Raw genomic sequence first — 25464 nt, 5'->3', positions numbered from 1 at the left:
CCTGTGCCGTCTTCCCTTTGTCGTCCTGACCCCTGTATTGGATGCGTTTTGCTGCTTTGTCGCAATCCTGTGGATAAACACACGTCAAATTTTAAGGCAGGTACGGCGCGATCTTTTTCAGACATTCCGGGTTGATGATAATCTGTTGTGCTTCTGGTGTGGTTTGGTAATGATCCAGGCGTAGTTTTTGTGTGAGGTACATGAGAAGTGCGGCTCTCACCGGGATGATGCGTTCTCCGTTTTCCATCTGGTAATCCATTTCGATGATGCGACGCGATTCGGGTTTTAAGCGCGAATCAGGTTCTATGATCAATTCCAGCCAGGTATTCCAGTTTTCATCCTGCGCGGCGAAGTGAGTGGCGGGGCCTTCAAAAGCAAATTCGCCGTTGAAGCGCGACAGCACGAAATCGCGGTAACTTTGATTTTTGCAACAATAGGCCCGAACGTGCCAGCGCATACCTTCAAAAACCAGGCTGTGGGGTTCTATTATCCGGCTTTCATATTCTGGGTTGGTGATGGAGGTGTAGCCGATATCGAGCCTTAGCTTGTCTCGGATCGCGCGGATAATGGGCTGTACCAATGCGGGGGATATTTTGCGTAGTGGTGCATCCAGATGGGTAAAACCTGTCTCTGCAATTGACACATATTCAGGATGCTGGCTATGTAACAGCGTTTGATTGTATTCGTCGATACTTCCCAAAGAGTAGTGAGGCGTAAACTCAGCAGTGGGTACGTATCCTTTTAAGGAAGCGTTGTATGCAAGGTTGATGGGGTGCCGTTTTTGGTATTGGCGGATAATCTCTGAAGCCGTCTGGCGGCTGATTTTCAAGATATTTTGCAGATGGGTGGTGTTGGCCCGCCCTTCCCATAAAGCAAACACTTCGATAATACGAAAGCGCCCACTTTCAATAAAGCCGGGGTTTTCAGGGTTGATCATCAGCGCTCCATACTGCTAGTGGCTATTCCATTTTGTGGCATAAGCATAAGCCCTATTGAGAAGAAATCAACCCTATTAAGCAGCCCCTATTCTTGATGCGACACCTCCATAGAAATTGACACTTATTACTACTGAGCTCAAAACATCAGATATATCTAATTTAATAAAGTTATAATATACCCACGTTACACTTCACCTCCATACCCTGTAGAGAGATCAGGTCATGAAAATTGCCGTTACCAGCCAGAATCGCAAAACTGTCACTGAACATGCAGGTGCCTGTCGAAAATTCTGGATATTCACTGTTAAAGACAACCAGATCCTGACTAAACAATTGTTAGAGCTACCCAAAGAACAAAGTTTTCGGGAAAGCGACCCGCATGCCGAACATCCGTTAGATGACATCGATGTTCTGATTACGGCTGGCATGGGGAGCGGACTAGCTCAGCGTTTAAAAAGAAAGGGAATTCAAGCGTTGCTCACCGATGTGAGCGATCCTGTTGATGCAGTAAACCAGGCGCTTCAGATGTCATAGAAAAAAACTATAGCACTAATAGTTATATTGTTATTCTATTAATTTATATGTTAAATTAGGCACAACTAATATCAAAGAGCTATACCGAATTTATGGTATTTGCCAAAATGGCACCTGAATTCAACAAGCGTAACTGTGAGCTACTGGGTTTATCTATCCTGAACGAGGGGTAGCGGTATATGCTCTGGCACAGTGCTATGAGTAGAGAACCATAGAAACACTGAATTTATTTTTTACGCTGATGTAACAGGAGATTATCCGTGACTAATAAGCAACAAACGATAGCTTCCCCGCACGTCACGGGCTTCTTTGACGAGCCGACTAACACATTTAGCTATGTGATCCGTGACCCTCAATCCAATAGCTGCGCGATTATCGACTCAGTGCTGGATTTTGACTATCCCAGCGGCCGCACCGATGTGCGTTCCGCTAATCAGATCATTCATTATATTCAGAGCCAACACCTTGTCGTCGAGTGGATTCTGGAAACCCACGTGCATGCCGACCATCTTTCAGCGGCACCTTATCTGCAGGCGCAACTGGGTGGTAAAACCGCCATCGGCGAAAACATTGTGATCGTACAGGACACCTTTGGTGAAGCATTTAATGCAGGTAACGAGTTTGCTCGTGATGGCAGCCAGTTTGACCGACTCTTTGCAGAGGGTGACACGTTCAGTATTGGTCAACTAGAAGGCTATGTAATGCATACGCCAGGACATACGCCCGCCTGCCTTACCTATGTGATTGGCGATACAGCCTTTGTCGGTGACACCCTGTTTATGCCGGATTACGGCACCGCTCGCTGTGATTTTCCGGGCGGTAATGCCAAAACACTGTATCACTCTATTCAGAAAGTTCTCAGCCTGCCCGATAGTACCCGCCTGTTCCTCTGCCATGATTACAAAGCACCCGGCCGGGAAAATTTTGTTAATCAAACATCGGTGCTTGAGCAGCGCAACAATAATATTCATGTACACGAAGGCATCAGCGAAGAAGATTTTGTGCGCATGCGCACTGAACGCGACGCCACTCTGGGCATGCCTGCGCTGATTCTACCGGCGGTTCAGGTAAACATGCGTGGCGGAGAAATGCCTTCGCCCGAAGAAAATGGCCAGGTCTACCTGAAAGTGCCTATTAATTTGTTTTAACCCCTGAGGTGTAAACGGGCGATTCCAAGGATCAGAGTGAATATCAAACGATTTTTTCCCATACTGGAATGGTTACCTGACTATCGCATCAGTACCTTTAATCAGGACCTGCTGGCTGCAGTGATTGTTACCGTGATGCTGATTCCTCAGTCGCTGGCCTATGCCATGCTGGCAGGTCTTCCGCCTGAGGTAGGACTCTACGCCAGCATAGCGCCGCTATTGCTGTATGCCGTTTTTGGTACCAGCCGCACATTATCGGTAGGACCTGTGGCTGTTATTGCACTGATGACCGGCGCCACTGCCGGAGCCATCGCATTACCTGGCAGTTCCGAATATATCACCAGTGTATTGCTCCTGACCTTCCTCTCAGGAGCCATGCTAACCCTGATGGGGCTACTACGACTGGGGTTTCTCGCCAACTTTCTGAGTCACCCGGTTATATCAGGTTTTATTACGGCCTCAGCAGTCATCATAGCCTTCAGCCAACTGAAGCATCTGCTAGGTGTATCTGCCAGCGGCCACAACTTGCTGTCACTCTTCTCTGATCTTGCTCAACAAATACCAAACCTGCACCTGATTACCCTGGCTATGGGCACAGGCACTCTTATATTTCTTTATGCGGCACGCTGGTGGCTCAAACCAATGCTATCCAGGTTAGGCGTCCCTGCGGGTTTGGCATCAGGGTTAGGACGCCTCGCGCCAATCATTGCAGTGGCAGTGACCACATGGATCTCCGGGTACTTCGCGCTGGCAGATTCAGGGCTTGCCGTGGTCGGTCAGATCCCTGCGGGTATGCCACCTCTGACGCTACCTGTTTTTGATACCGGTCTATGGAGCCAACTCGCTGTCGGCGCATTGCTGATCAGCATTGTTGGTTTTGTTGAGTCGGTATCGGTAGGCCAAACACTGGCCGCTAAACGTCGTCAGCGGATCGATCCAAATCAGGAACTTATTGGCTTGGGAAGTGCCAATCTGGGTGCGGCTTTCAGTGCAGGCATGCCGGTAACCGGCGGCTTCTCACGCTCAGTCGTCAACTTCGATGCGGGCGCACAGACACCTGCGGCGGGCGCCCTGACAGCGTTGGGCATAATGGCCGTCATTCTCTGGTTTACCCCACTACTAGGCAACTTGCCAATAGCAACGCTAGCCGCGACTATCATTGTGGCGGTGCTATCGCTAATCGATCTACATGCGATCAAACATACCTGGCGATACTCCCGCACTGACTTTTCAGCAATATTGGTCACGATCCTCATCACACTGCTACAAGGCGTAGAAGCAGGTATTATGGCAGGCGTCGGGTTATCCCTGGCGTTGCATCTTTACCGTACCAGCCTTCCACACAGCGCAGTGATCGGACGTATAGCAGGCACAGAGCATTTTCGTAATGTCGAACGCCACCAGGTTGAAACTGATCCGCGTATTTTAATTCTGCGCATTGATGAAAGTCTCTATTTCCCTAATGCCCGCTATCTGGAAGACCGGATATCAGAACTGACCGCCCTGCACCCTCAGATGCAGCACCTCATTCTGAGCTGTCAGGCCGTCAATCATATCGACACCTCCGCCCTCGACAGCCTTGAAGTGATCTCTCAGCGGCTGCGAGACGCGGGTATCAAGCTCCATCTGGCCGAAGTAAAAGGCCCGGTAATGGACAGACTTAAAGCCGTAGATTTCCCGCAATATTTAAACGGCATGGTATTTATGAGCACCTATGATGCCTGGAAAACATTGAAAGCAGACCGTTATCTTACAGCAGCTGAACCTGTTGAAAATCCGTAGCGGTATCTGGCTAGAAATCAGGGTCAACACCTGCTCAGGAGCAGGACTCCAGCCTGCATTTTTAAACTAACTATTAATCATTGGCGAGCCTTGAAAAGGCGCTATTTATCAACAGGTATATTTTTATGACAATTATCAATTTCACTCCTGTGTCAGCCTTACTGGGCGGTGCGCTGATTGGTCTGGCAGCGGCCTTCCTGCTACTGGCTCAAGGACGCATAGCCGGAATATCAGGCATCGCTGGCGGCATCATCTATCCCGAAGAGAAAGACAGCATGAGCTGGCGGCTGGTATTCGTGCTAGGGCTAATACTCGGCGGCTTCATCTATCAATGGTCAGGGCTAGGCGTGGGGGTTAAACATATCCAGGCAGTGGCAGATACGCCGCTTCTCATCATCGGCGGCCTTCTGGTCGGCATCGGCACTCAAATTGGAACAGGCTGCACCAGTGGCCACGGTATTTGCGGTCTGGCAAGGCGTAGCCCGCGCTCCTTAATCGCCACCCTCTGCTTTATGGGAAGTGCGATAATGACTGTCTATATCGTTCGCCACCTAGTGGGAGCGGTGTAATGTCTAACCTTATTCGTCTGTTAGCCACACTCGCTGCCGGAACGCTGTTTGGTTTAGGGCTTGGTGTATCCCAAATGATCGACCCGGCCAAGGTCCTGAACTTTCTGGATATCTTTGGAAACTGGGATCCAACCCTGGCCTTTGTAATGGCTGGCGGCCTGGCTGTTAATGCCATCGCCACACCGTTTATTCTGAAGCGCCAGCGCCCGCTGCTGGCTGAATATTTTCGCATTCCCTCAAAGGTCGAGGTTGATAAACGGATCGTCATCGGCGGCATCATCTTCGGTATCGGATGGGGCCTTGCAGGTTACTGCCCCGGCCCGCTCATTACCTCACTGAGCTTCGCCAACCTGGATATACTCATTACTTTTGCTGCGTTTGTGCTAGGAACATTTGCCACCCGATGGGTGCTTGCACACGGCAAGAATTGAGCAGAAAGCAACTCTTCAACATCATAAAAGATGAAAGGGCTCAGGGAGTGAACCCGACGTAAAGCCAAATGTGACAGCGACAGTTATAAGCATTCGTTAATACAGCATTCCTCTTTAATGTATGAGTACCTGAAAAGTTTAATAACAAACCCCGACACTCAGTTGATGCTAATAAACAGTGCTGACATGTTTTTAAAGCTATTTATCGAATTAACTTTTCTTTTCATCATCATTAACTATGCAGTTGCTCTGATAAACCAAAAATTGCCTGCTGAGAGAATTCAGAATCTATTAGGAGGGCGTAAAGGACGAGGCTATCTAACTGCTGCGGGGCTAGGTGCCGTAACACCATTGTTATTGCTCTGTTTATTCCTGTATTAGGGCTAAAAGTAACTCTGTGGCATGCAGGATTAGCGCTAAGCGCATCTGTAATTGCAGGGATTCTATTACAATATTTTGGATTTGATCGTTATATCAAACAAGAAATACTTGAGACTAAAACTTCAGGATGCAGCACAGGCAGTGGTGCCAGCCAAGAGGCATCTTGTTGTGGGAGCACTAAGAAAAAGGCGTCAGCATGGGTGCTATCATTGCACTGGTTATCGGTAGCGGTGGCTTTGCCTTTAATCTGTTTATCATCTAGTACATCAGGGTAAGATATTTTCCGTTCTCCCTGCCGAGCCTGCCAGGCTTGTGCGGACAAATCGTAGGATTTATTTATAATCCACTAGCCTCACATTGATGGACTCCGGTCTATCAGGTGGCCCAGATTCTGGGTGGGCAAGCAGGGATCTGCAGCCATTGTTCGCGCAGTGTTTTCCAAACGGGAATAAGGACATTTTGAATATCTTCGGTATTGTTGCCGAGCATTCGTACCACCAGCAGACCATCTACGCAGGTAGCACCGACGGGTAGTTGCGGATCAAAACTTTCGAGTACGGCGCGTACCGGTTCAAGGTATTCGGCTTCAATAGTACCCGCTATCAGCGTGGCACTCATAGCGTAACCTCTTAGCCCGGAGGCGCTATCTATTAAGCTATCGGCCTGTGTTGTCATCTGGTCGACCAGTGTGATCTGGTCATCTATGAATACACGGGTTTTGGCATCGATACTGCCATGACTGAATCGTTCCTGATTGGCAGGACGGCCGAGGCATTGTAGCTCCCAGCCGATAAAGCGGCTTCCCTGTGTCAGATGGATGTCGCTGTGTATTTGTGCGTGGGCTCCGGGAAAGCAGATATTCTCTTGCGGCAGCCATTCCAGAGTGCTGTCTTTTTCAACGGTCAGTGTCTGGTGCTGGTAAGCCATTTTTTCATCGGAACGATAAAATTTAGTGGCACCCGGGGTAGTAATAACCGTATGTGCACCTGTCTGGGTATGCACGCGAATATCCAGTTGATCACCGCCCACAACGCCACCAGGAGGATGCAACAGATACGTATGACAAGGACTGCCTTCGGGATGTAAAGGCCGCTGCACCGCGAGGGGGCCGCGCTGCAGGCGATCCACCAGGCGAGTTTTGCCCTGCCGGTGCTGATAACCCAGATGCAGCCTGGCTTTCCAGCCGATTGAAGATGACGGAGCTTTGAGGTTGGTAACGGGTGCGTTCATACGGTAAGGTACTTTTTAACCAGTTGATCGTCGAGTTTGGCCATGTCGTCTTCAGCTACATGCCGCCCACGGTCAAGAATACAGAAACGGTCGCCGACTTTACGCGCGAAAGGTAGTTTCTGCTCAACCAGTAATACGGTTAACCCCATTTCGCGATTGAGTTTACGAATGATGTCACCAATCTCTGTGACTACATTGGGCTGAATCCCTTCGGTAGGCTCATCCAGAATCAATAACTTAGGATTAACCACCAGTGCACGCCCGATGGCGAGCTGTTGCTGCTGTCCTCCGGAAAGATCTCCACCGCGACGATGCATCATTTCAGCCAGTACCGGAAACAGATCAAAGATGTAGTCGGGAATCTTGCGGTCGTTGCGCGCCCTGACAGGCAATCCGGTTTGCAGGTTTTCTTCCACACTCAACAATGGAAAGATCTGCCGTCCTTGCGGTACATAACCAACCCCAAGGCGCGGACGTTGTTCAACCGATGTTTTCATCAGGTCATTGCCCGCCATTGTGATGCTTCCGCTTTTCACCGCCAGGTGTCCCATGATGCATTGTAACAAAGTGGTTTTGCCCACACCATTACGTCCCATCAACACCGTGCATTGACCTTCCGGCACGTGCAGGTCTACATCCCAGAGTGTATGGCTTTGCCCGTAAAACTGATTAAGACCTTCGATATGCAGCATCCATCACTCTCCCAAATAAACTTCGACCACTTTCGGGTCCTGCTGTACTTTGCTCATGCGCCCTTCCGACAGAACACTGCCTTGGTGAAGCACTGTGACAGTACGATCGTCACCCGCCAGATTACGAACAAAGTCCATATCATGTTCAACCACAACCACTGAATGGCGCCCGGCCAGCGAGATTAACAGTTCAGCAGTACGATCCATCTCCTGGTGGGTCATCCCGGCTACCGGTTCATCTACCAGGAGTAAACGCGGTTTTTGCATCAGTAACATACCTATCTCTAACCACTGCTTCTGACCGTGAGATAGTCGGCCTGCCGGCATTTTGGCATTCTCCTGCAGACCAATCAGTTCGATGGTTTCCAGTAGCATGCTGCTTTGTTCGCTATTCAGACGCGCATTGAATATCGACCAGACATCGCGGTCGTCTGCCATCGCCAGTTCGAGGTTTTCCCATACGCTGAGTTCTTCAAATACGGTTGGCTTTTGAAACTTGCGGCCGATGCCTGCCTGCGCAATAGCGGGTTCATCCATGGCTAACAGATCGATGGTTTGCCCGAACCAGGCTGAGCCGCAATCGGGCCGCGTTTTCCCTGTGATGATATCCATCATGGTGGTTTTACCGGCGCCATTGGGGCCGATGATGCAGCGCAGTTCGCCATCATTGATATACAGGTTCAGGTCATTGATCGCTTTAAAGCCATCGAAGCTGACCGAAATACCTTCCAGATAGAGCAAAACCTTATGCGAGACATCCAGTGTTGGTGCCTGCTTAGGCACCAGAAACGGGTAGACATGCTCACGGTCAACGACATGTTCTAATGCAGTAATAATGCTCATGCCTGTACCTCCTTGCGCTGCTGCAGCTTAGCGACAAATCCTGTTACCCCTTTTGGTAACAACAAGGTAACCAGTACAAAAATCCCACCTAAAGCGAACAGCCAGATTTCCGGCAGCTCGGCAGTAAAATAGGTTTTCGCGTAATTGATTAATAACGCACCAATCACAGCACCATAAAGCGTTGCCCTTCCGCCTACCGCCACCCACACAACGATTTCAATCGAGTTGATCGGTGAGAATTCGTTCGGGTTGATAATGCCCACTTGTGGCACATACAGAGCACCGGCAATACCCGCCAACATCGCAGAGATAATAAAGATCCAGAGTTTTACATTTTCGACCCGGTAGCCCATGAAACGAGCGCGGGATTCGGAATCGCGCACAGCAATACAGACCCGCCCCAGCCGGCTATTCATGATATGCCGACACAGCAGATAGCCTGCAGCTAACGCGACGGCCGATAAAACAAACAAGGTAATTCGGGTACTGTCTTCCTGTAACGAGAAACCCAGCAGGTCTTTAAAGTCGGTTAAGCCGTTATTACCGCCAAATCCCATCTCATTACGGTAAAATGCTAACATCAGCGCATAGGTCATTGCCTGAGTGATGATCGACAGATATACACCGGATACCCGCGAACGAAATGCCAGCCAGCCAAACACAAACGCCAACACGCCGGGCACCAGCATGATCATAATGGCGGCAAACCAGAACTGATCAAACCCCTGCCAGAACCATGGCAGCTCCTGCCAGTTTAGAAAGACCATAAAATCGGGTAATTCAGGGTTACCATATACACCACGATCACCAATCTGACGCATCAGGTACATGCCCATGGCATATCCGCCTAGGGCAAAAAAAGCCCCATGTCCGAGCGTCAATATGCCTAAGTATCCCCAGACCAGATCGACAGCCACCGCTAATAACGCCAGCGTCAGGTATTTACCCATCAAGGTGACCGTATAAGTGGGTACATGCAGTGGGTTAGATTCAGGAACCAGCAGATTAAGCAGTGGCACCAGAATGGTTATCACCAACAGCACTCCCAGCATAATCTGGCCGCCACGGTCGTTTTTCAAAATGTTCAGCAGTCCCATGGCTTAACCCTCCGCCGCACGGCCACGTTGCGGGAATAGCCCGCGTGGTCGCTTCTGAATAAACAGAATAATAAAAATCAACATCAGTACTTTAGCGAGCACAGCGCCAGCCCAGGGCTCGAGCACCTTATTAGCCACACCCAGACTTAACCCGGCAACCAATGTGCCCCACAGATTACCCACACCGCCGAACACCACCACCATGAAGGAGTCGATAATGTACGCCTGCCCCATGTTTGGCCCTACGTTGGTCAACTGAGATAATGCTACGCCCGCAATACCGGCAACCCCTGAACCAAGGCCAAAGGTTAACGCGTCGACACGGTTAGAACGTATACCCATCGCGCGTGCCATCGCACGGTTCTGTGATACCGCACGCACTTGCAACCCCAGTGCGGTCTTTTTCAGCACCAGCAGTAATGCTACAAATACGATCAGGCAGAATAAAATAATGTAGAGTCGGCTTAAGGTGAGAGAAAACACCGGATTAATCTGAATTAATCCACTCATCCAGTCAGGTGTTTCGACACTGCGGTTCAACGGAGAGAAAACTGAACGAACGGCCTGTTGTAAAATCAGGCTGATACCAAACGTTGCCAACAGCGTTTCCAGAGGTCGTCCATACAAAAAACGAATCACACCCCGCTCGATGGCGATGCCGACTAAACCAGAAACGACAAACGCCGCCGGAATAGCGACCAAAATAGACCACTCGATATGATCAGGCATAAGTAACTGAATAACGTAGGTCGTATAAGCACCGATCATGATGAGTTCGCCATGCGCCATATTGATGACACCCATCACCCCGAAGGTGATCGCTAAACCGATACCGGCCAACACCAGCACTGAACCCAGACTTAAACCAAAATAGAAAGTCTCTAACCAGCCATAGTACTGAACTTTGTCTTCAATACCTTTTAGTACAATCTGTGCCTGCTTTTTCAGCTGCGGGCTTTCGGTTGCAGAAACAAATGTCATTAACGCACCGCGTGACTCTTGCTCCAGGGAACCATCTAACTGTTTTATTGCATTGGACAGCAGTACGTCATCACTGCTTTTGAGATCATTGATAGCCAGTGCAATATTGATCATCTCACGTACTTTTTTATTCTCTTCGATAAAAAAGCGAGCTTTTAGCGTGGTCACAGTATCGGGCGTAATATCTTTAAGCAGATCGCGCACCGCTGCTTCACGCTGTTGCGGGTTGTCGGCATTCAGCCCCAACTCCGCTTTAATTCGATTAATCACGCCACGCATTTTATTGTTTAGCGTGACTTTTTTGTAATCTCGTTTTTTTGTAATAACCTGCTCATTGCCCGCCAGGTCTTTCGCGACTTTTCCTTTGTCATAATCGGTAATGATATACAGCTGCTTTTCTTTTTTGTGGTAGTAGAGCTGGCTATCAGACAAAAGCTGCAGTATTTCACTGGTACGCGGATGTGATGTTTCTGCCAATCGCGACAACGCACGGCTCTTCTCATCAAAATCACCATCGATCAGTAACTGACTCACCTCTTGTAACGAATCATCAGCCGCCATCACAGGGCTGCTGATTAACACCGATACGAGGAACAGACAGCTCAACAGATACCGGAAAATATGGCGTATGTTAAAGGTCATCATAAAAAACTCTCACGCGGGGACTTCGGAAGGAGCCTGCCTGCAAAATCGCAAACAGGCTCTTTGAATCAACGATAAGTTATCAATGCCGGATTAAAAGTTTTGCCCGGAACACTTGGCTGTTTTAACGTTGTAGTTACCGCAGGACAGAGGCGCTCTCCAATCAGAGATCAGATCCTTAGAACCTTCAAGGTAATCAGACCATGCATCACCAGCCACGGTACCTGAGGTATTCCAGACCACTTCAAACTGACCATCATCCTGTATTTCACCAATCAGGACAGGCTTAGTAATATGATGATTAGGCATCATGGTGGCGTATCCGCCAGTCAGGTTAGGAACAGCAACGCCGATAATAGACTCCTGTACGGCGGTCGGATCGGTTGTCCCTGCTTTTTTAACCGCTTCAACCCACATGTTGAAACCTAAATAATGCGCTTCCATTGGATCATTAGTAACACGGTCTTCATTTTTGACGTGCTTCTGCCATGCATCGATAAACTCATCATTGGCTTCACTATCAACACTCATGAAGTAGTTCCAGGCAGCCAAATGACCGACCAGTGGGCTTGTATCAATACCCGACAACTCCTCTTCCCCTACCGAGAAAGCAACGACAGGAATATCAGAAGCAGCGACGCCCTGTGAACCCAGCTCTTTATAGAAAGGAACGTTCGCATCGCCGTTGATGGTAGATACAACAGCAGTTTTCTTACCTGTTGAGCCGAATTTCTTAATATCTGAAACGATTGACTGCCAGTCAGAGTGACCAAACGGCGTGTAATTCACCATGATATCTTCAGGCGCTACCCCTTTCGCTTTAAGGTAGGCTTCAAGAATTTTGTTAGTAGTACGTGGATAAACATAATCCGTGCCGGCCAGAACCCAGCGTTCAACACCTTGATTCATCAGGTAATCAACGGCAGGAACCGCCTGCTGGTTGGGCGCTGCGCCGGTATAGAATACGTTTTTAGAGGACTCTTCACCCTCATACTGCACGGGGTAAAACAGTAAGCTGTTAGTTTCTTCAAAAACGGGTAATACAGATTTACGCGATACCGATGTCCAGCATCCAAAAACTGCATCTACTTTTTCTTTAGAAATGAGTTCACGTGCTTTCTCAGCAAACAACGGCCAGTTGGATGCAGGATCGACAACAACCGCTTCCAGTTTTTTGCCTAACAATCCACCTTTAGCGTTCTGCTCATCAATCAGCATCAACATAGTGTCTTTCAGGGTAGTTTCACTGATCGCCATCGTGCCGGACAACGAATGTAAAATACCTACTTTAATAGTGTCTTCTGCCAAAGCCGCTTGGGAACCAGCCGAAAGCGCCATTGCACAAGCCGCGCCTAACATTGTCTTTTTAAATGTATTCACCGTTGATGCTCCTTTCATTATAGTTAGGGAGCCTACTGCACAAGCCATTCCATTTTTTAATTCATATTCAAATTCAATAGTTTAACAAGAATAAAAGTCACTAACTGATATCGCAACGCACAAAAATCGACCACGTTTTAAATAGATAAACGAAAGCGCGCACCTTTTTAGGGCGCACCTGTAGCGCAGCTTTATAGCGCAGCTTTATAGCGCAAACCTAATCGATTTTATTCAGGCATGAAATTAAATCACTTTCCTGCTGTCAGACATAAAACTGTCACATATCTAATGCATGATGACATGGCTAAATTATAAAAAAAGAGGAAACAAAGATGGAACACCATCATATAAGTGTTCAGCTGACGCAATTGCTGAAACGCGGTTATTCAATGACCGATGCAAAAAAATTATTAAATGGTCCACAGGAGATAACAGAGCAGGCCGGAGTCGAACTTGTCGCTAGTAAACAATCACAACAGCGAGCGCTCCACAGCCAGTATCATCAGGCGAGATATGCAATGAGGCTACGAGGATAACAAACATAGGCTCGATCATTGTTATTCCGCTCATAACATTGCCGCTTCTTGATATTTATCATGTCAAACAGTACTTTCTTACATCAGACTTATTATTCATGGCATATTAATACCACTTCATCTATTTTTACTTATGGTGAAAAATCTAAACTGCCATCTGTTACCTGAATACTAATAACACGTGAACCTATAAAAGGTATTACTATGAAAAAAGTTCTGATTCTGGCAGCTGCTGCTGCAATGTTGCTTCCTGCTGCTGCTAACGCTGAACGCACTGGTGAAGAAGTTTACAAAACCAAATGCTTCGTTTGTCATGACTCCGGTATTGCTGGCGCACCAAAACTAGGTGACGCGGCCGCTTGGGCACCCCGTATCGCTAAAGGTGCTGATGCACTGCTAGCCACAGCCACATCAGGCATTCTCGCTATGCCTCCAAAAGGTACGTGCATGGATTGTACTGATGCTGAATTAGCGGCAGCTGTCGAGCATATGATAACTAATTCTCAGTAATAATCGGATGTTAATAAAAAACCGCCTTTTGGCGGTTTTTTTGTATATAAAGAAAAATCTGAACCCTTTCAGAAAATCTCATTAGGCGCTAAACGCTCACCCTCTGAATCACCAAAACCTCTCGCCTGAATTTTTTCAAGTAGCTCTTTATCTTTACCTTTCTGGATGACAATTTCCACACGCCTGTTGGTCGCTCGGTTGGCCGCTGAGTCATTCGGCACCAGAGGCTTACTGTCTGCATGACCAGTAATCTGATATTGCGATTGGTCAATACGCGGGTCATCAAACAACTCATTAGCCACCGCCAATGCACGTGCTGCCGACAGATCCCAATTGGACTGAAAAGCTCTGCCAGAATAAGGCACATTATCGGTATGTCCTTCTATGGAAACCCCGCCTTGCACTTCCAGTAAAACATCCCGAATTTTAGCTACCACAGGGATATACTCAAATTTCAATTCAGCAGAACCGGAGGGAAATGAGCCTTTTTCTTTAACCCGGATAATTATCTTGAGCTCATTTGTTTCGACTTCAACGCTACCATCGCCAATTTCCTGGGCTAACGCCGTCGCAAACTTAATCGCCTGCTCTTTGGCCTCTTCCTGCAACTGCTGTTGCATTTGCTCTATGAGTTCAGCCTCATTCTGTTGCTTATCGAGGTTTTCTGCCTCTCCCACTTCGGAACGAATATCCAGCGTATTCATATCATTGTTAACCGTCATCTGACGGACTTCATTAATAGGTGTCGGCTCAGGACGGCCAGGGCTGAACTCTTGCGCAATAATCGACGTGCCTTTCGGGATATCTTCAACCTTGATCTCATTTTGCACACCAAAGGCTTCCCGCATTGATCCTGCTAACTGTTTAAACTTAAGTACGTCCATCTCTGAAAAAGACAGCAACAATACGAAAAAACACATCAACAGTGACATCAAATCCGCAAAGGTAGCCAGCCAGCCAGGTAACCCCGCAGGGCATGGTGGACAATCTTGTTCTTCATCACTCATGTGTCAAATCCTCTAACTGGCCATAACCCGTTTTTTCTCAGGTAGGTAGTTTCTGAGCATTTGTTCGATAACGCGTGGATTCTGACCCGCCTGAATGGCCAGCAGACCATCAATAATCAGTGCTTGATTAAGGGCTTCTTCATTCTTACGCATCGATAATTTATCTGCCATCGGCAAGACAATCATGGTAGCGATCATCGCGCCATACAGGGTTGTAAGAAGCGCCACGGCCATCGCAGGCCCGATAGATTTAGGATCACTCATGTTAGCAAGCATCTGCACCAGACCTACCAATGTCCCGATCATCCCCATGGCCGGTGCCACATCCCCCATCGCTCTGAATATATCACTCCCGAATTCATGGCGTTCATAAGTCAGTTTCATCTCTTTATTCAGCAGTGTTCGCACTATCTCAGGATCATGTCCATCAACCAGCAACTGAATACCGCGCTGCATAAAATCGGAACTAACGGTTTTATCTTCAAGGGAGAGCAACCCCCCTTTACGTGCAGCATCAGCCAGCTCAACAGTTTCGTTGATAATGTCTTCCGGGCTTAATGATTTAAACATAAAGGCTTTACCGGCAATTTTACCGGCTGTCAAAAACTGTCCCAATGTAAACTTCATCAAGGCGACTAACAGCGTGCCGCCAACCACAATAAGTAAAGAAGGTGGGTTAACAAATGTACCTACATCACCGCCGGTAACCATTGCGGCAACGACAATACCTAAGCTGCCTATTAACCCGACGAGCGTCGCTATATCCACACAAATCTCCTTTTAAGACAAGCTAATACCTGTTTGTCTGTTTTATTTTAGAGGATAATACCAGAATAGATTACTGGTATACTCTATCGACATAGCTTTATGTCGGCAGTTGTAAGTATAGGTTTATGTCGGCAGTTTTATGAATTGATTTAACCTTAGTTTTGGAAAGAGTTTTAAATTCGTTTTAGAATCAGTTTTCGATTCGTTTTTTTACGCTTTGCCCAGTAGGAATCCCATGACGCCTCGCAAGAAAAAAACACCTGACTTTGAACAAGCGCTCGCTGATCTGGAGTCACTGGTTACCCAGATGGAACAAGGGGACTTAACCCTTGAAGCTTCCCTTAGTGCTTTCGAAGAAGGCATCAAACTGACCCGCGAGTGCCAGACAATACTCGACCAGGCCGAACAGAAAGTTGAAATTCTCACGTCCAAAAACGGTGAGCTGAAAACTGCACCTTTCCACATAGAACAGGAATAATCACGTGGCACTGCAAACCGCCATTAAAACATATCATCATCGTGTCGAAGCGCAGCTCAAACATTCACTTGTGCATAACAGTATAGAACCCCTTCTTCAGGATGCTATGCGCTATGCGCTATTTAATGGCGGCAAACGTGTCCGGCCATTGCTGGTCTACCTCGTTAATCAGCTACTCAATGGTGATATCAGCAAAGCCGATCCAGCGGCCTGTGCGATTGAGTGTATTCATAGCTATTCGCTGGTACATGATGACTTGCCCGCGATGGATGATGATGATCTTCGGCGTGGAAAGCCCACCTGCCATATCGCTTTTGATGAGGCCACTGCGATTTTAGCGGGCGACGCCCTGCAGTGCTTTGCATTTGAACTATTAACCACCGCTGAGAATAACGCCGATACAAAACTGCAGATGATCTCAGTACTGGCAAAAGCCAGTGGTGATCGTGGGATGGTTGCCGGCCAGGCATTTGATTTAAGCCATGTAGATAAAGCGCTGACCCTGGAACAACTAAAACAGATGCACGCCCACAAAACCGGTGCACTGATTAACGCTTCCATAGAATTGGGTTACCTGTCTGCCAATTGTACAGATACGTCACTAAAAGCCGCCTTACTTGCCTACGGCGATGCTATCGGGCTGGCGTTTCAGGTGAAAGATGACATTCTCGATATCGAAGGCGATACCCAAACATTAGGAAAGCCCCAGGGATCAGACCTGCAACAAAACAAACCGACCTACCCTGCTCTGCTGGGTATGGAGGGCGCTAAAGCAAAACTCGACCAGCTTCATCAAGCCGCGCTCGATGCGTTGCGACCGTTTGGCGACCAAGGCATATTATTACGTCAGCTAGCTGACTACATTGTTCGCCGGACCCATTAATGTTTACGCATATCCCGACAATGCGTCCTGATACTCCGCTACTGGATAGCATCAACTTTCCTGCTGACCTGCGCCGCTTACCTGAAGAGCAGCTCGTCGAGATTGCACAACAACTCAGGGCCTTCCTGCTCTACAGTGTTGGCCAGACCGGCGGGCATTTTGGTGCGGGTCTTGGCGTGGTTGAGCTCACCATTGCACTGCATTATCTGCTGAATACCCCACAAGACCATATGGTCTGGGATGTTGGTCACCAGAGTTATCCACATAAAATTCTAACGGGCCGCCGTGAGCAGATGCTCAGCATGCGTCATAAAAATGGATTAGCGCCGTTTCCACGGCGGGAAGAAAGCACCTACGACGACTTTGGCACGGGCCACTCCAGCACATCCATCAGTGCGGCTTTAGGTATGGCGGTTGCCGACCAGTTAAATGGCAAAGAGACGAAAACTGTCGCAATCATTGGTGATGGCGCACTCACCGCAGGCATGGCTTTTGAAGCGCTTAACCATGCAGCCCATACCAACGCGAATATTCTGGTAGTACTGAACGACAATGATATGTCAATTTCGCGTAATGAAGGCGGTCTGGCAACCTATCTGGCGAAGAATCTGAAAAAGGACCTGAAGCGGGCTAAAGGCAGCCGCAGCGAAACCACTTCGGCCCTGTTCGAAGCGCTCGCTTTTGAGTATCGCGGGCCTATTGATGGTCACGACTTCGGGGAACTGCTACCCGCATTGAAAGACGCACTGCACAAACCAGGCCCACAGTTTTTGCACATTACCACCCAAAAGGGTAAAGGATTTCAACCCGCCGAAGCAGACCCGGTCGGCTACCATGCGATTACCAAACTGGAACCTATCACTAGCCCGAAGAAAACCAAACAAGCAACCTTTGCTAACCATTTCGGACGCTGGTTATTGCACACAGCCCAACAAGACAAAAAACTGATTGGCATTACACCCGCGATGCCCGAAGGCTCAGACCTGATTGCGTTTTCACACGCCTTTCCTGAACGCTATTTCGATGTCGCCATAGCAGAACAACATGCCTTAACCTTCGCTGCAGGCCTGGCCTGCGCCGGAACCAAGCCTGTCGTAGCGATCTACTCAACTTTTTTGCAACGTGCGTACGACCAACTTATTCATGACATTGCCATTCAGTCTCTTGACGTGCTGCTGGCTGTCGACCGGGCGGGTCTTGTTGGCGAAGATGGTGCGACCCATGCCGGCTGTTTCGATATAGCAGCGCTGCGATGTATACCTGGCATGGTCATCATGACACCGGCTGATGAGCAGGAACAATGGCTGATGCTGAACACCGGCTACCAACATAAAGGCCCGGCTGCTGTCAGATATCCACGTGGCAGCGGCACCTGCCCAACCCCCATCTGTAACGATGAGATCCTGCCAATAGGCAAAGCAAGGCTGTTAATATCGGGGAGATCTGGCACCGCCATCCTCAACTTCGGCCCCTTCCTCGCCGAGGCAAAAAAACTGGCTGAAAAAGAACAACACACGCTGGTCGATATGCGTTTTGTTAAGCCCTTGGATACCGAACTGCTCAGCATTCTGATGAAAACCCATCAACACTTTATCAGTATTGAAGACCATGCCGTTCAGGGTGGTGCAGGTTCCGCTGTCGCCGAGTTTGTTGCACAGTCTGACTGGCAAGGTACGCTGAAAATACATGGCATTCCAGACCGCTGGATAGAGCATGCATCCAGAGAGGCTCAATGTGTCAATACCATATTTAAGTATTTGTAATCCCCTCGATTAATTTTTTATTCCTATCTTAATTTGAACATTCGTTAACAAACCGGTTTGACTTAGAATTTATGGTCTATAATTTTTGAACAAATAGACAAAAGTTACGGACACTCTAGGTTTACCGGAAATTGGTTTACTGAAAATTGGTTTACTAAAACAGACCTCCTGAAAAATCAGACAAAAGCTGTCCGCTTTTAGAAATACCCTTATATGTTTTTTGGATAGTGCATGCTTGATTCAAACACTGACAATTTAACCAGCAGCGAAACCACGCCGGTCAATTCACAAGAAATTGAACACTGGCTGGATTGGCAGTGCAGAATGATTTCTGATGTGAACCATGGTGGCATTTTTTTATCCGCAAAAAACGATATAAGCTCCCTAAAACCGGCGGCACTCTGGCCGGCTTCGGGTCAGACATCCTCTACACTGCAAAGCATCGCTAGTAAAACAATTAAAGGTGGCGCTGGCATCGCACAAAAAGAGGTAAGCAATAATGCAGAAGTTTTCGACTATGTTGCCTACCCTTTGTTCCAGAAAGACCGCGTAATCGGCGCCGTGGTTTTAGCCCTGGAGATTCGCTCAGAAGCTCAGCGTCAGGCAGTCTTACAACTGTTACAGTGGGGTGCCATCTGGGCTGAAAAAACACTTGAGCGTTACTACAGTGACCGCCGCCGAACACCCACACTTGTCTTAGACGCCGTTGCCGTATGCTCAAAAAATGAACCACTCGCGATCACAGCACATCATCTGTGTAATTATCTGGCCGACAATTTCGATTGCTCGCGGGTAGTACTCGGTTTTTGCAAAGGTTTACAAGTACAGATTCTGGGCATGTCTCATCAGTTGCAATTTGACCGACGTATTGTGCGGGTAAGCCAAATTGAATTTGCCATGGAAGAATGCATCGAATATGGCAAGCCTATTATTATTCCGGACAATACATCAGACCAGCCCGGATCCATCCATATTCATGCGCAACAGCTCTTAAATTCAAACAAGGGCTCGATATGCTCTATACCTCTTTCCTGCGACAATACGTTAATCGGCGTCATCACGTTATTCAGTGAAAAAACCAACCGCTTTGACAATAAAGTGATCGATCAACTGAGCACAATAACTCAACACCTGGCCCCCATCTTCCATCTGAGACAAATCAAATCGCAACCAGGCTGGAAAAACTCTTTCCATAAAATAGGAACACACGGACAACGCCTGACAAGCGCTGGAAACATAGGTTTTAAAGCAATCACGGCTATGTGTCTTGTCGCTCTGTTGCTCATTACTTTCCTTGAAACAGACCATCTGGTTACGGCGCAGGCTACCGTTGAGGGATCAATGCAACAAGCTGTCGTCGCTCCTTTTAGCAGCTATATCGCAACGGCCAACGCAAGGGCCGGCGATAGCGTCACACAAGATCAGATACTGGCGACTTTAGATAACCGGGATCTGTTACTGCAACAGGAAAAATGGCTAAGCGAGCGCGACAAACATTCCAAGGAATACCAGGAGGCCCTTGCCATCAGAGATAGAGCTCAAGTCAGCGCTCTGATTGCACGCATTGCACAAACAGATGCGCAGTTACATCACATTGACGAACAACTGCAGCATACCCGGTTACGAGCACCTTTTAACGGGTTATTGATCAGTGGCGACTGGAGCAGAGCGCTAGGCGTACCCGTAGAGCGTGGGCAATTACTCTTTGAAATAGTGCCCGCCGAAGGCTACCGGGTGGCATTACAAGTCAATGATCACGACATTGCCGGGATAGCCTCTGAGCAACAAGGCCGTTTACGTTTAGCCGGGTTACCAGAACAACCTATTCAACTGTCAGTGTCGCGTATTGTTCCTATTTCTACCGCCGGACAAGGCGACAATCATTTTAGGGTTGAAGCAGATATCACTGACGAACAGCCGGGATTGCGCCCGGGCATGCAAGGCGTTGCGAAAGTTAACATTGGCCGTGCCAGTATATTAAAAGTGTGGACCTGGTCATTACTCAATCGATTACGCCTGTGGGCGTGGTCGCTGGGTTTTTAAACTATGACAGCCGCTAATACTGTACTTCCGCCACAAACACCTCAGCTGTGGCAGCATATCGCGGAGTTAAAGCCACGCCTGCGCAAACATGTTCGTATTCTTGTTCAGGATTATCGCGGCGAACGCTGGTATCTGTTACATGATGAATCAGCCGGACGATTTAATCGCTTTAATGCCGCTGCATTTGAAGTCATCGGTCGACTCAATGGTGATTTCACTGTTCAGGAAATCATGCATCTTGCCAATGAGTCGCGTAACACTAACCAGGCGCTCACACCTGAAGATATCATGCAGATTCTAGCGCAGCTTCACGGTGCTGAAGTACTTCGCGGAGCACTGCCACACAGCGCTGAGGATGTGCTTAATCGTTACTCACAGTCTAAGCGTCAGCGACGCCGCGCCCTCAGCAACCCGCTATCATTACGCATACCACTGTTTGACCCGAACCGCTTGCTTGACCATTTAGCGCCCATAGCACGATTCTTTTTTTCACACACGGGCCTGGGGATATGGCTGAGTATCGTGCTGCTCGCTGTGCTTTTGGCATTAACTAATACATCACAAATCAGCGCCGCTATCGGCGCTAAAACACTCAGTGCCTCTGAAGTATTATCATTCTGGCTGCTCTACCCGGTGGTTAAAATTTTCCATGAATTAGGACATGGAATGGCCGTCAAGGCATGGGGGGGTGAAGTCCACGAAACCGGAATAACCCTGCTGGTATTTATGCCGGTTCCTTATGTTGACGCTTCTGCTGCTTCAGCCTTTCGTGATAAAAAGCGACGCGCGATGGTCGGCGCCGCCGGTATTTTTGTCGAGTTACTGCTGGCCGCCTTCGGACTCTTTATATGGCTATTAACCGAACCCGGAATCGTGCATGAAACAGCCCTGAATCTGGCCCTGATCGGCAGTATTTCTACCCTGCTGTTTAACGGAAACCCTTTACTGCGTTTTGATGGCTACTATGTGCTTGAAGATCTGGTAGAGATTCCTAACCTTGCATCACGCTCAGGTCGTTTTTATATCTACCTTATTCAAAAATATATACTTAAGCTAAGCGACACACGCTCGCCGGCGACGGCCGACGGCGAAAGTGGCTGGTTCTTTTTCTATGGATTCGCCTCTCCCCTCTACCGGCTATCAATCCTGGTCGGCATTGCACTATACCTGTCCACGGAGTTTTTGATTGTCGGCGTTATCCTCGCCTGCTGGGCCGTTTTTATACAGTTGATCAGACCCCTGATCCGCACGTTTACCTTTCTTGCCACCAGTCAACGCTTAGAAGCAAAAAGAACGCGTGGTTTTGTTGCACTAGGTGTTACGTTGCTTCTGATCAGCAGTCTTCTGATGGTACCCGTGCCCTTAATTACGCAGGCTCAAGGCGTGATAGCGCTTAACGACAACAGCCAGGTACAGAGTGACCTGGATAGCTTTGTGACGGAAATATTCGTCACGTCAGGTAGTCATGTCAGCACCGGAGAACTACTTTTTCAACTCAAAGATGAGACGCTGCTGACCCGACAAAAAACACTCTATGCACGTTTAAACGAACTGCGAACACAGCAAGCTTCAGAACAAAAACGCAGCCGTGTCCGGGGAGCCATGATCGCTGATGATATCAATGCAGTCACAGCCGAACTAACACAAGTAGAGGCTCGCATAAAAGGGTTACAGATACGCAGCCCTGCAGAAGGGAGCTTCATTTTTCATAATCCCTATGAGTTGCGGGGGCAATTTGTACACCAGGGCGATGTGCTGGGATATGTAATACAGGATAAACAACCGATTGTGCGCGCGGTCATCAAACAGCAAAGCGTCGGACTATTACGTACAAAACCCTTATCAATCGACGTGATGCTGGCTGGCCAGACAGGATCACCAATAACCGCGACTTTATTACGCGAAGTACCTGCCGGGAGCATTAAGCTGCCCCATCCGGCACTGGGGGCTTTAGGCGGTGGAGACATCACAGTGGATACGCGCGATGAAACTGGCTTCACAGCAACAGAAAAGGTTTTTCAATTGGATCTTGCACTACCTCAGGGCACTCAGGTACCCGGTATTGGTGGACGTGTTTATATTCGCCTGAATCATGGATCAGAAGCTTTATGGCAACAATGGGAAAGAAGTATTCATCAACTACTGTTAAGCCATCTCGAAGTGTAAATTTATTGCATCAATAATCTGACATTTGAAATATAAATCTAAAGAAATTAGACATTAAGGCGAAAACCCTTGCTATGCTAACTAAGCTAACAGATAAAACATACAAGCTGACATTAAGGGACATTATGGATTGCACCCGGGGAATAGGTCATCACTTATCAGCACTCCTTATGCTATCTATGCTACTGCCCTCCATCGCATCAGGGGACTCATCCGGCACGCCAGCCAGAAATTTATCTCACATGCCATCCCACATGCCAGCCACTGCACTTGAGCCCTTAGACTGCGTCATTAATCCCAGTATCGTAGCGGATTTAGGCAGTAGTATTCCGGGAGTATTGAGCACGGTATTGGTTGATCGTAGTGATTTTATTCAGTCAGGCGAAATAGTCGCCACCCTGGAATCAGGTGTTAATACAGCCGCATTAGAGTTAGCACGGACACGGGCTGCACTCACGGCGGAAATTGACTTACGTCGCCTCAATACTGCATTCGGACAGCGACAGTACAAGCGGGTTGAAGATCTGTTTTCCAAGAAGGTTATTTCCAGTAAAGACATGGACCAGACAGAAACCGAATTAAAACTAACGCGACTACAGCTACGTCAGGCCAGAGACAACCAGAAACTCGCTCAACTGGAGGTCGCCCGTGCCCGGGAAGTATTGGAGCAACATAGCATTCGTAGCCCTATCTCCGGCGTTATCATGGATCGATTCAAAACAGTCGGCGAATATATTGATGACCAACCGGTTGTTCGTGTGGCACAGCTCTCGCCGCTTCATGTAGAAGTTATTGTTCCGGTACAACAACTGGGTAAAATTCAGAAAGGTATGATGGCAGATGTCTGGTCGGATGCCGTCGGTGGCAAATGGCAGGCACAAGTCAGCCGTGTTGATCGCGTTGCCGATGTCGCCAGTGGTACTTATGGCGTTCGCCTGACATTGGATAATCCTGATTATAAAATTCCTGCGGGGTTACGCTGTCGTATCAATTTCATTCCAGAGGAAGACACGACCCCGTTGCAGCCGATTGCTGATAATGAAGCAGGTCAAGTGAGTAATCTTAAACTGGAAACGGCTGCACCAGAGCAAATAGAAGAAAAAGTAGAAGCGAACACGGCTGAACAAGAAGAAACAGCAGCAGAAATACAAACAAAAACAGTAGCTAAGCTAGAAGCAGACACTCACTCTGAAGCAACTGAATGTGCCTGGTTAGGCCCCTATAACGATGAGGCGACAGCAAACCAGAAAGCAACCGCGATACACGTTGCAGGTATCGATATCAGCGTACAATCACTGCCAGACAATGAGCCGACAGGTATCAAAGTATTATCACCTCCCTTTGATACAAAAAAAGAAGCGAATGCTTACCTGAGCAAGCTGCGCTCATTAGGTGATAAAGATCATTTTCTTATCAGAAGCCAGAATAATCAACCACATCAGGTATCGCTCGGTTTATATAAAGGCCACGACAGTGCTGAACTGCGTGCAAGCAGACTAACAAAAAAAGGCTTTGATGTAGTGCTCGAACCACGATATAAACAGCACCACTGGTTATTAATCAATGGCGACCTATCCCAGCTCGCAAGCAACACGTTGCAAGCAATAGCAGATACCGCCACGCTCACACCCTCACTATCCTGCGACACCAAAGCCAGTCTGTAACCCAAAACTGCCCGCAACACCCAAACTCCAAACTCCAAACCAGCCATTAACATCCAAACCAGCCTGCACAAAGCTACAGCGGTGTTTGATGAAACCAGCACACTGGTCTACTTTTAATGGGTATAGGTAAAACATAACCAGTCATTATCAGCACCCATCAGGCTTGGACACTCACGCTATGAAAAAACCGGCTTCCAGACGTAAGCAAGCATATGCCACGCCCATTTTTGAAGGGCTGGAACCGCGCATTCTACTCTCTGCAGACCTGCCGGGTCTTGATGTCCTGACGCATGACTCCCATGCGGAATCAGAGAGTAGCGTTAGCAGCATTCTTAGCAATGCAGAAAGTGAAGCGGCGCGAATAAATAGCGAACGGGTTAAAGCAGATAATACAGATGAAAAAAACACTCTTGATAATACAAACGTTGCTGATAAAAGCTTTGTTGAAGACATATTTTTAGTATCACCCGATGCACCGCCAGCACTGAGCTATGAACTGGCTTTTATTGATTCCACAGTCCCCGATTACCAACAATTAATTGATGACCTGCAATTACAATCAACAGATACACGCATTATTGATGTCGTCATTCTTGATGCCAACCGCAGCGGTATTGAGCAGATCAGCGACACACTGAGCAGCTATTCCAACCTTAATGCGATTCATATTATCTCCCACGGCGCTGATGGTGCGGTTGATCTTGGCAATACGCAACTCAACAATCAGAGTTTGGCAGAACACAGTGAGCAGCTACAAGCCTGGGGCGCGTCTCTGGATGGCGAAGCGGATATTCTTTTTTACGGCTGTGACCTGACGGCAACCGCAGAAGGCAGAGCATTGATCGATCAGATTGCCGACCTGACCGGCGCTGATATCGCCGCCTCTGATGATCTGACCGGCAGTGCAGAGCTGGGCGGTGATTGGGATCTGGAATATCAGACCGGCAAACTAGAAGCCAATGTTGCGTTCTCGCTACAGGCACAAACGAATTGGTCTG

The 25464-nt window shown here is 48.2% G+C and carries 23 protein-coding genes; 14 read left to right on the top strand and 9 right to left on the bottom strand.

What is annotated here, in order from left to right; translation table 11 throughout:
• Positions 1-91: 91 nt before the first annotated feature.
• Positions 92-937 (bottom strand): WYL domain-containing protein, encoded by an 846-nt coding sequence (locus ABY436_RS09935; protein WP_372738816.1) that lies wholly within the window; start codon positions 935-937, stop codon positions 92-94.
• A gap of 223 nt (positions 938-1160) precedes the next feature.
• Here ABY436_RS09935 and ABY436_RS09930 point away from each other — a divergent pair, with 223 nt between their 5' ends.
• From ABY436_RS09930 to ABY436_RS09910, 5 genes are all read left to right on the top strand, one after another.
• Positions 1161-1472 (top strand): NifB/NifX family molybdenum-iron cluster-binding protein, encoded by a 312-nt coding sequence (locus ABY436_RS09930; RefSeq protein ID WP_372738815.1) that lies wholly within the window; start codon positions 1161-1163, stop codon positions 1470-1472.
• Between the two features lie 281 nt (positions 1473-1753).
• Complete coding sequence (locus ABY436_RS09925) at positions 1754-2620, top strand: MBL fold metallo-hydrolase (RefSeq protein WP_372738818.1); 867 nt, start codon at positions 1754-1756, stop codon at positions 2618-2620.
• Between the two features lie 36 nt (positions 2621-2656).
• Positions 2657-4402: a SulP family inorganic anion transporter gene (locus ABY436_RS09920; protein ID WP_372738814.1), complete on the top strand. Its 1746-nt coding sequence runs from the start codon at positions 2657-2659 to the stop codon at positions 4400-4402.
• A 125-nt stretch (positions 4403-4527) separates the two neighbouring features.
• A complete protein-coding gene (locus tag ABY436_RS09915; RefSeq protein ID WP_372738813.1) occupies positions 4528-4971 on the top strand; it encodes a YeeE/YedE family protein in 444 nt (147 codons plus the stop codon).
• Positions 4971-5402, top strand: coding sequence for a DUF6691 family protein (locus tag ABY436_RS09910; protein ID WP_372738812.1), 432 nt, complete (start codon positions 4971-4973; stop codon positions 5400-5402). Before ABY436_RS09915 ends, ABY436_RS09910 begins: the two co-directional genes overlap by 1 nt.
• A gap of 756 nt (positions 5403-6158) precedes the next feature.
• Here ABY436_RS09910 and ABY436_RS09905 read toward each other — a convergent pair.
• From ABY436_RS09905 to urtA, 6 genes are all read right to left on the bottom strand, one after another.
• Positions 6159-7013 carry an urease accessory protein UreD gene (locus tag ABY436_RS09905; protein WP_372738811.1) on the bottom strand — a complete coding sequence of 285 codons (855 nt, stop codon included), beginning with the start codon at positions 7011-7013 and terminating at the stop codon, positions 6159-6161.
• Positions 7010-7705, bottom strand: coding sequence for an urea ABC transporter ATP-binding subunit UrtE (urtE, locus tag ABY436_RS09900; protein WP_372738810.1), 696 nt, complete (start codon positions 7703-7705; stop codon positions 7010-7012). The genes ABY436_RS09905 and urtE overlap by 4 nt, the downstream gene beginning before the upstream one ends.
• Before the next feature lie 3 nt (positions 7706-7708).
• Positions 7709-8548 (bottom strand): urea ABC transporter ATP-binding protein UrtD, encoded by an 840-nt coding sequence (urtD, locus tag ABY436_RS09895; protein WP_090723854.1) that lies wholly within the window; start codon positions 8546-8548, stop codon positions 7709-7711.
• Entirely contained in the window at positions 8545-9645 is a 1101-nt protein-coding gene (urtC, locus tag ABY436_RS09890) for an urea ABC transporter permease subunit UrtC (protein WP_372738809.1), read from the bottom strand. The genes urtD and urtC overlap by 4 nt, the downstream gene beginning before the upstream one ends.
• A gap of 3 nt (positions 9646-9648) precedes the next feature.
• Positions 9649-11271, bottom strand: coding sequence for an urea ABC transporter permease subunit UrtB (gene urtB / locus ABY436_RS09885; protein ID WP_372738808.1), 1623 nt, complete (start codon positions 11269-11271; stop codon positions 9649-9651).
• 90 nt (positions 11272-11361) lie between these two features.
• The gene (gene urtA, locus ABY436_RS09880; protein ID WP_372738817.1) at positions 11362-12627 is read right to left on the bottom strand and encodes an urea ABC transporter substrate-binding protein; all 1266 of its coding nucleotides are present in this window, start codon (positions 12625-12627) and stop codon (positions 11362-11364) included.
• A 353-nt stretch (positions 12628-12980) separates the two neighbouring features.
• Here urtA and ABY436_RS09875 point away from each other — a divergent pair, with 353 nt between their 5' ends.
• Both ABY436_RS09875 and ABY436_RS09870 read left to right on the top strand, forming a co-directional pair.
• Positions 12981-13184 (top strand): hypothetical protein, encoded by a 204-nt coding sequence (locus ABY436_RS09875; RefSeq protein ID WP_372738807.1) that lies wholly within the window; start codon positions 12981-12983, stop codon positions 13182-13184.
• A gap of 204 nt (positions 13185-13388) precedes the next feature.
• Positions 13389-13694, top strand: a complete 306-nt coding sequence (locus tag ABY436_RS09870) for a cytochrome c5 family protein (protein ID WP_372738806.1) — start codon at positions 13389-13391, stop codon at positions 13692-13694.
• A gap of 68 nt (positions 13695-13762) precedes the next feature.
• On the opposite strand, the gene ABY436_RS09865 is transcribed toward ABY436_RS09870, so the two are convergent.
• Together ABY436_RS09865 and pomA are read right to left on the bottom strand one after the other, a co-directional pair.
• Complete coding sequence (locus ABY436_RS09865; protein ID WP_372738805.1) at positions 13763-14701, bottom strand: flagellar motor protein MotB; 939 nt, start codon at positions 14699-14701, stop codon at positions 13763-13765.
• Between the two features lie 12 nt (positions 14702-14713).
• Positions 14714-15469, bottom strand: coding sequence for a flagellar motor protein PomA (pomA, locus tag ABY436_RS09860; protein WP_372738804.1), 756 nt, complete (start codon positions 15467-15469; stop codon positions 14714-14716).
• A gap of 235 nt (positions 15470-15704) precedes the next feature.
• On the opposite strand from pomA, the gene ABY436_RS09855 reads away from it, so the two are divergent.
• The 7 genes from ABY436_RS09855 to ABY436_RS09825 all read left to right on the top strand — a co-directional run.
• On the top strand, positions 15705-15947 hold the full coding sequence (locus ABY436_RS09855; RefSeq protein ID WP_090723836.1) for an exodeoxyribonuclease VII small subunit: 243 nt from the start codon (positions 15705-15707) through the stop codon (positions 15945-15947).
• Positions 15948-15951: 4 nt separating this feature from the next.
• Positions 15952-16830 (top strand): polyprenyl synthetase family protein, encoded by an 879-nt coding sequence (locus tag ABY436_RS09850; RefSeq protein WP_372738803.1) that lies wholly within the window; start codon positions 15952-15954, stop codon positions 16828-16830.
• Complete coding sequence (locus tag ABY436_RS09845) at positions 16830-18593, top strand: 1-deoxy-D-xylulose-5-phosphate synthase (RefSeq protein WP_372738802.1); 1764 nt, start codon at positions 16830-16832, stop codon at positions 18591-18593. Before ABY436_RS09850 ends, ABY436_RS09845 begins: the two co-directional genes overlap by 1 nt.
• Positions 18594-18824: 231 nt before the next feature.
• Positions 18825-20636, top strand: a complete 1812-nt coding sequence (locus ABY436_RS09840; protein ID WP_372738801.1) for an HlyD family efflux transporter periplasmic adaptor subunit — start codon at positions 18825-18827, stop codon at positions 20634-20636.
• A 3-nt stretch (positions 20637-20639) separates the two neighbouring features.
• Positions 20640-22802, top strand: a complete 2163-nt coding sequence (locus ABY436_RS09835; protein ID WP_372738800.1) for a biotin/lipoyl-binding protein — start codon at positions 20640-20642, stop codon at positions 22800-22802.
• A gap of 74 nt (positions 22803-22876) precedes the next feature.
• Positions 22877-24466 carry an efflux RND transporter periplasmic adaptor subunit gene (locus tag ABY436_RS09830; RefSeq protein WP_372738799.1) on the top strand — a complete coding sequence of 530 codons (1590 nt, stop codon included), beginning with the start codon at positions 22877-22879 and terminating at the stop codon, positions 24464-24466.
• Between the two features lie 178 nt (positions 24467-24644).
• A partial coding sequence (locus ABY436_RS09825) for a DUF4347 domain-containing protein (RefSeq protein WP_372738798.1) occupies positions 24645-25464 on the top strand: 820 nt, incomplete at its 3' end.

Source organism: Neptunomonas sp. (assembly GCF_041601355.1).
GTDB lineage: Bacteria > Pseudomonadota > Gammaproteobacteria > Pseudomonadales > Balneatricaceae > Neptunomonas.
Note: the sequence above shows the minus strand (reverse complement) of the source record. Positions and strands in the feature narration are given on the sequence as shown.

Coding starts and splice junctions, on each gene's coding strand:
- ABY436_RS09935 (WP_372738816.1), bottom strand. CDS start 937: ATGATCAACCCTGAAAACCCCGGCTTTATTGAAAGTGGGCGCTTTCGT.
- ABY436_RS09930 (WP_372738815.1), top strand. CDS start 1,161: ATGAAAATTGCCGTTACCAGCCAGAATCGCAAAACTGTCACTGAACAT.
- ABY436_RS09915 (WP_372738813.1), top strand. CDS start 4,528: ATGACAATTATCAATTTCACTCCTGTGTCAGCCTTACTGGGCGGTGCG.
- ABY436_RS09910 (WP_372738812.1), top strand. CDS start 4,971: ATGTCTAACCTTATTCGTCTGTTAGCCACACTCGCTGCCGGAACGCTG.
- ABY436_RS09905 (WP_372738811.1), bottom strand. CDS start 7,013: ATGAACGCACCCGTTACCAACCTCAAAGCTCCGTCATCTTCAATCGGC.
- urtE (WP_372738810.1), bottom strand. CDS start 7,705: ATGCTGCATATCGAAGGTCTTAATCAGTTTTACGGGCAAAGCCATACA.
- urtD (WP_090723854.1), bottom strand. CDS start 8,548: ATGAGCATTATTACTGCATTAGAACATGTCGTTGACCGTGAGCATGTC.
- urtC (WP_372738809.1), bottom strand. CDS start 9,645: ATGGGACTGCTGAACATTTTGAAAAACGACCGTGGCGGCCAGATTATG.
- urtB (WP_372738808.1), bottom strand. CDS start 11,271: ATGATGACCTTTAACATACGCCATATTTTCCGGTATCTGTTGAGCTGT.
- urtA (WP_372738817.1), bottom strand. CDS start 12,627: ATGTTAGGCGCGGCTTGTGCAATGGCGCTTTCGGCTGGTTCCCAAGCG.
- ABY436_RS09875 (WP_372738807.1), top strand. CDS start 12,981: ATGGAACACCATCATATAAGTGTTCAGCTGACGCAATTGCTGAAACGC.
- ABY436_RS09870 (WP_372738806.1), top strand. CDS start 13,389: ATGAAAAAAGTTCTGATTCTGGCAGCTGCTGCTGCAATGTTGCTTCCT.
- ABY436_RS09865 (WP_372738805.1), bottom strand. CDS start 14,701: ATGAGTGATGAAGAACAAGATTGTCCACCATGCCCTGCGGGGTTACCT.
- ABY436_RS09855 (WP_090723836.1), top strand. CDS start 15,705: ATGACGCCTCGCAAGAAAAAAACACCTGACTTTGAACAAGCGCTCGCT.
- ABY436_RS09845 (WP_372738802.1), top strand. CDS start 16,830: ATGTTTACGCATATCCCGACAATGCGTCCTGATACTCCGCTACTGGAT.
- ABY436_RS09840 (WP_372738801.1), top strand. CDS start 18,825: ATGCTTGATTCAAACACTGACAATTTAACCAGCAGCGAAACCACGCCG.
- ABY436_RS09835 (WP_372738800.1), top strand. CDS start 20,640: ATGACAGCCGCTAATACTGTACTTCCGCCACAAACACCTCAGCTGTGG.
- ABY436_RS09830 (WP_372738799.1), top strand. CDS start 22,877: ATGCTAACTAAGCTAACAGATAAAACATACAAGCTGACATTAAGGGAC.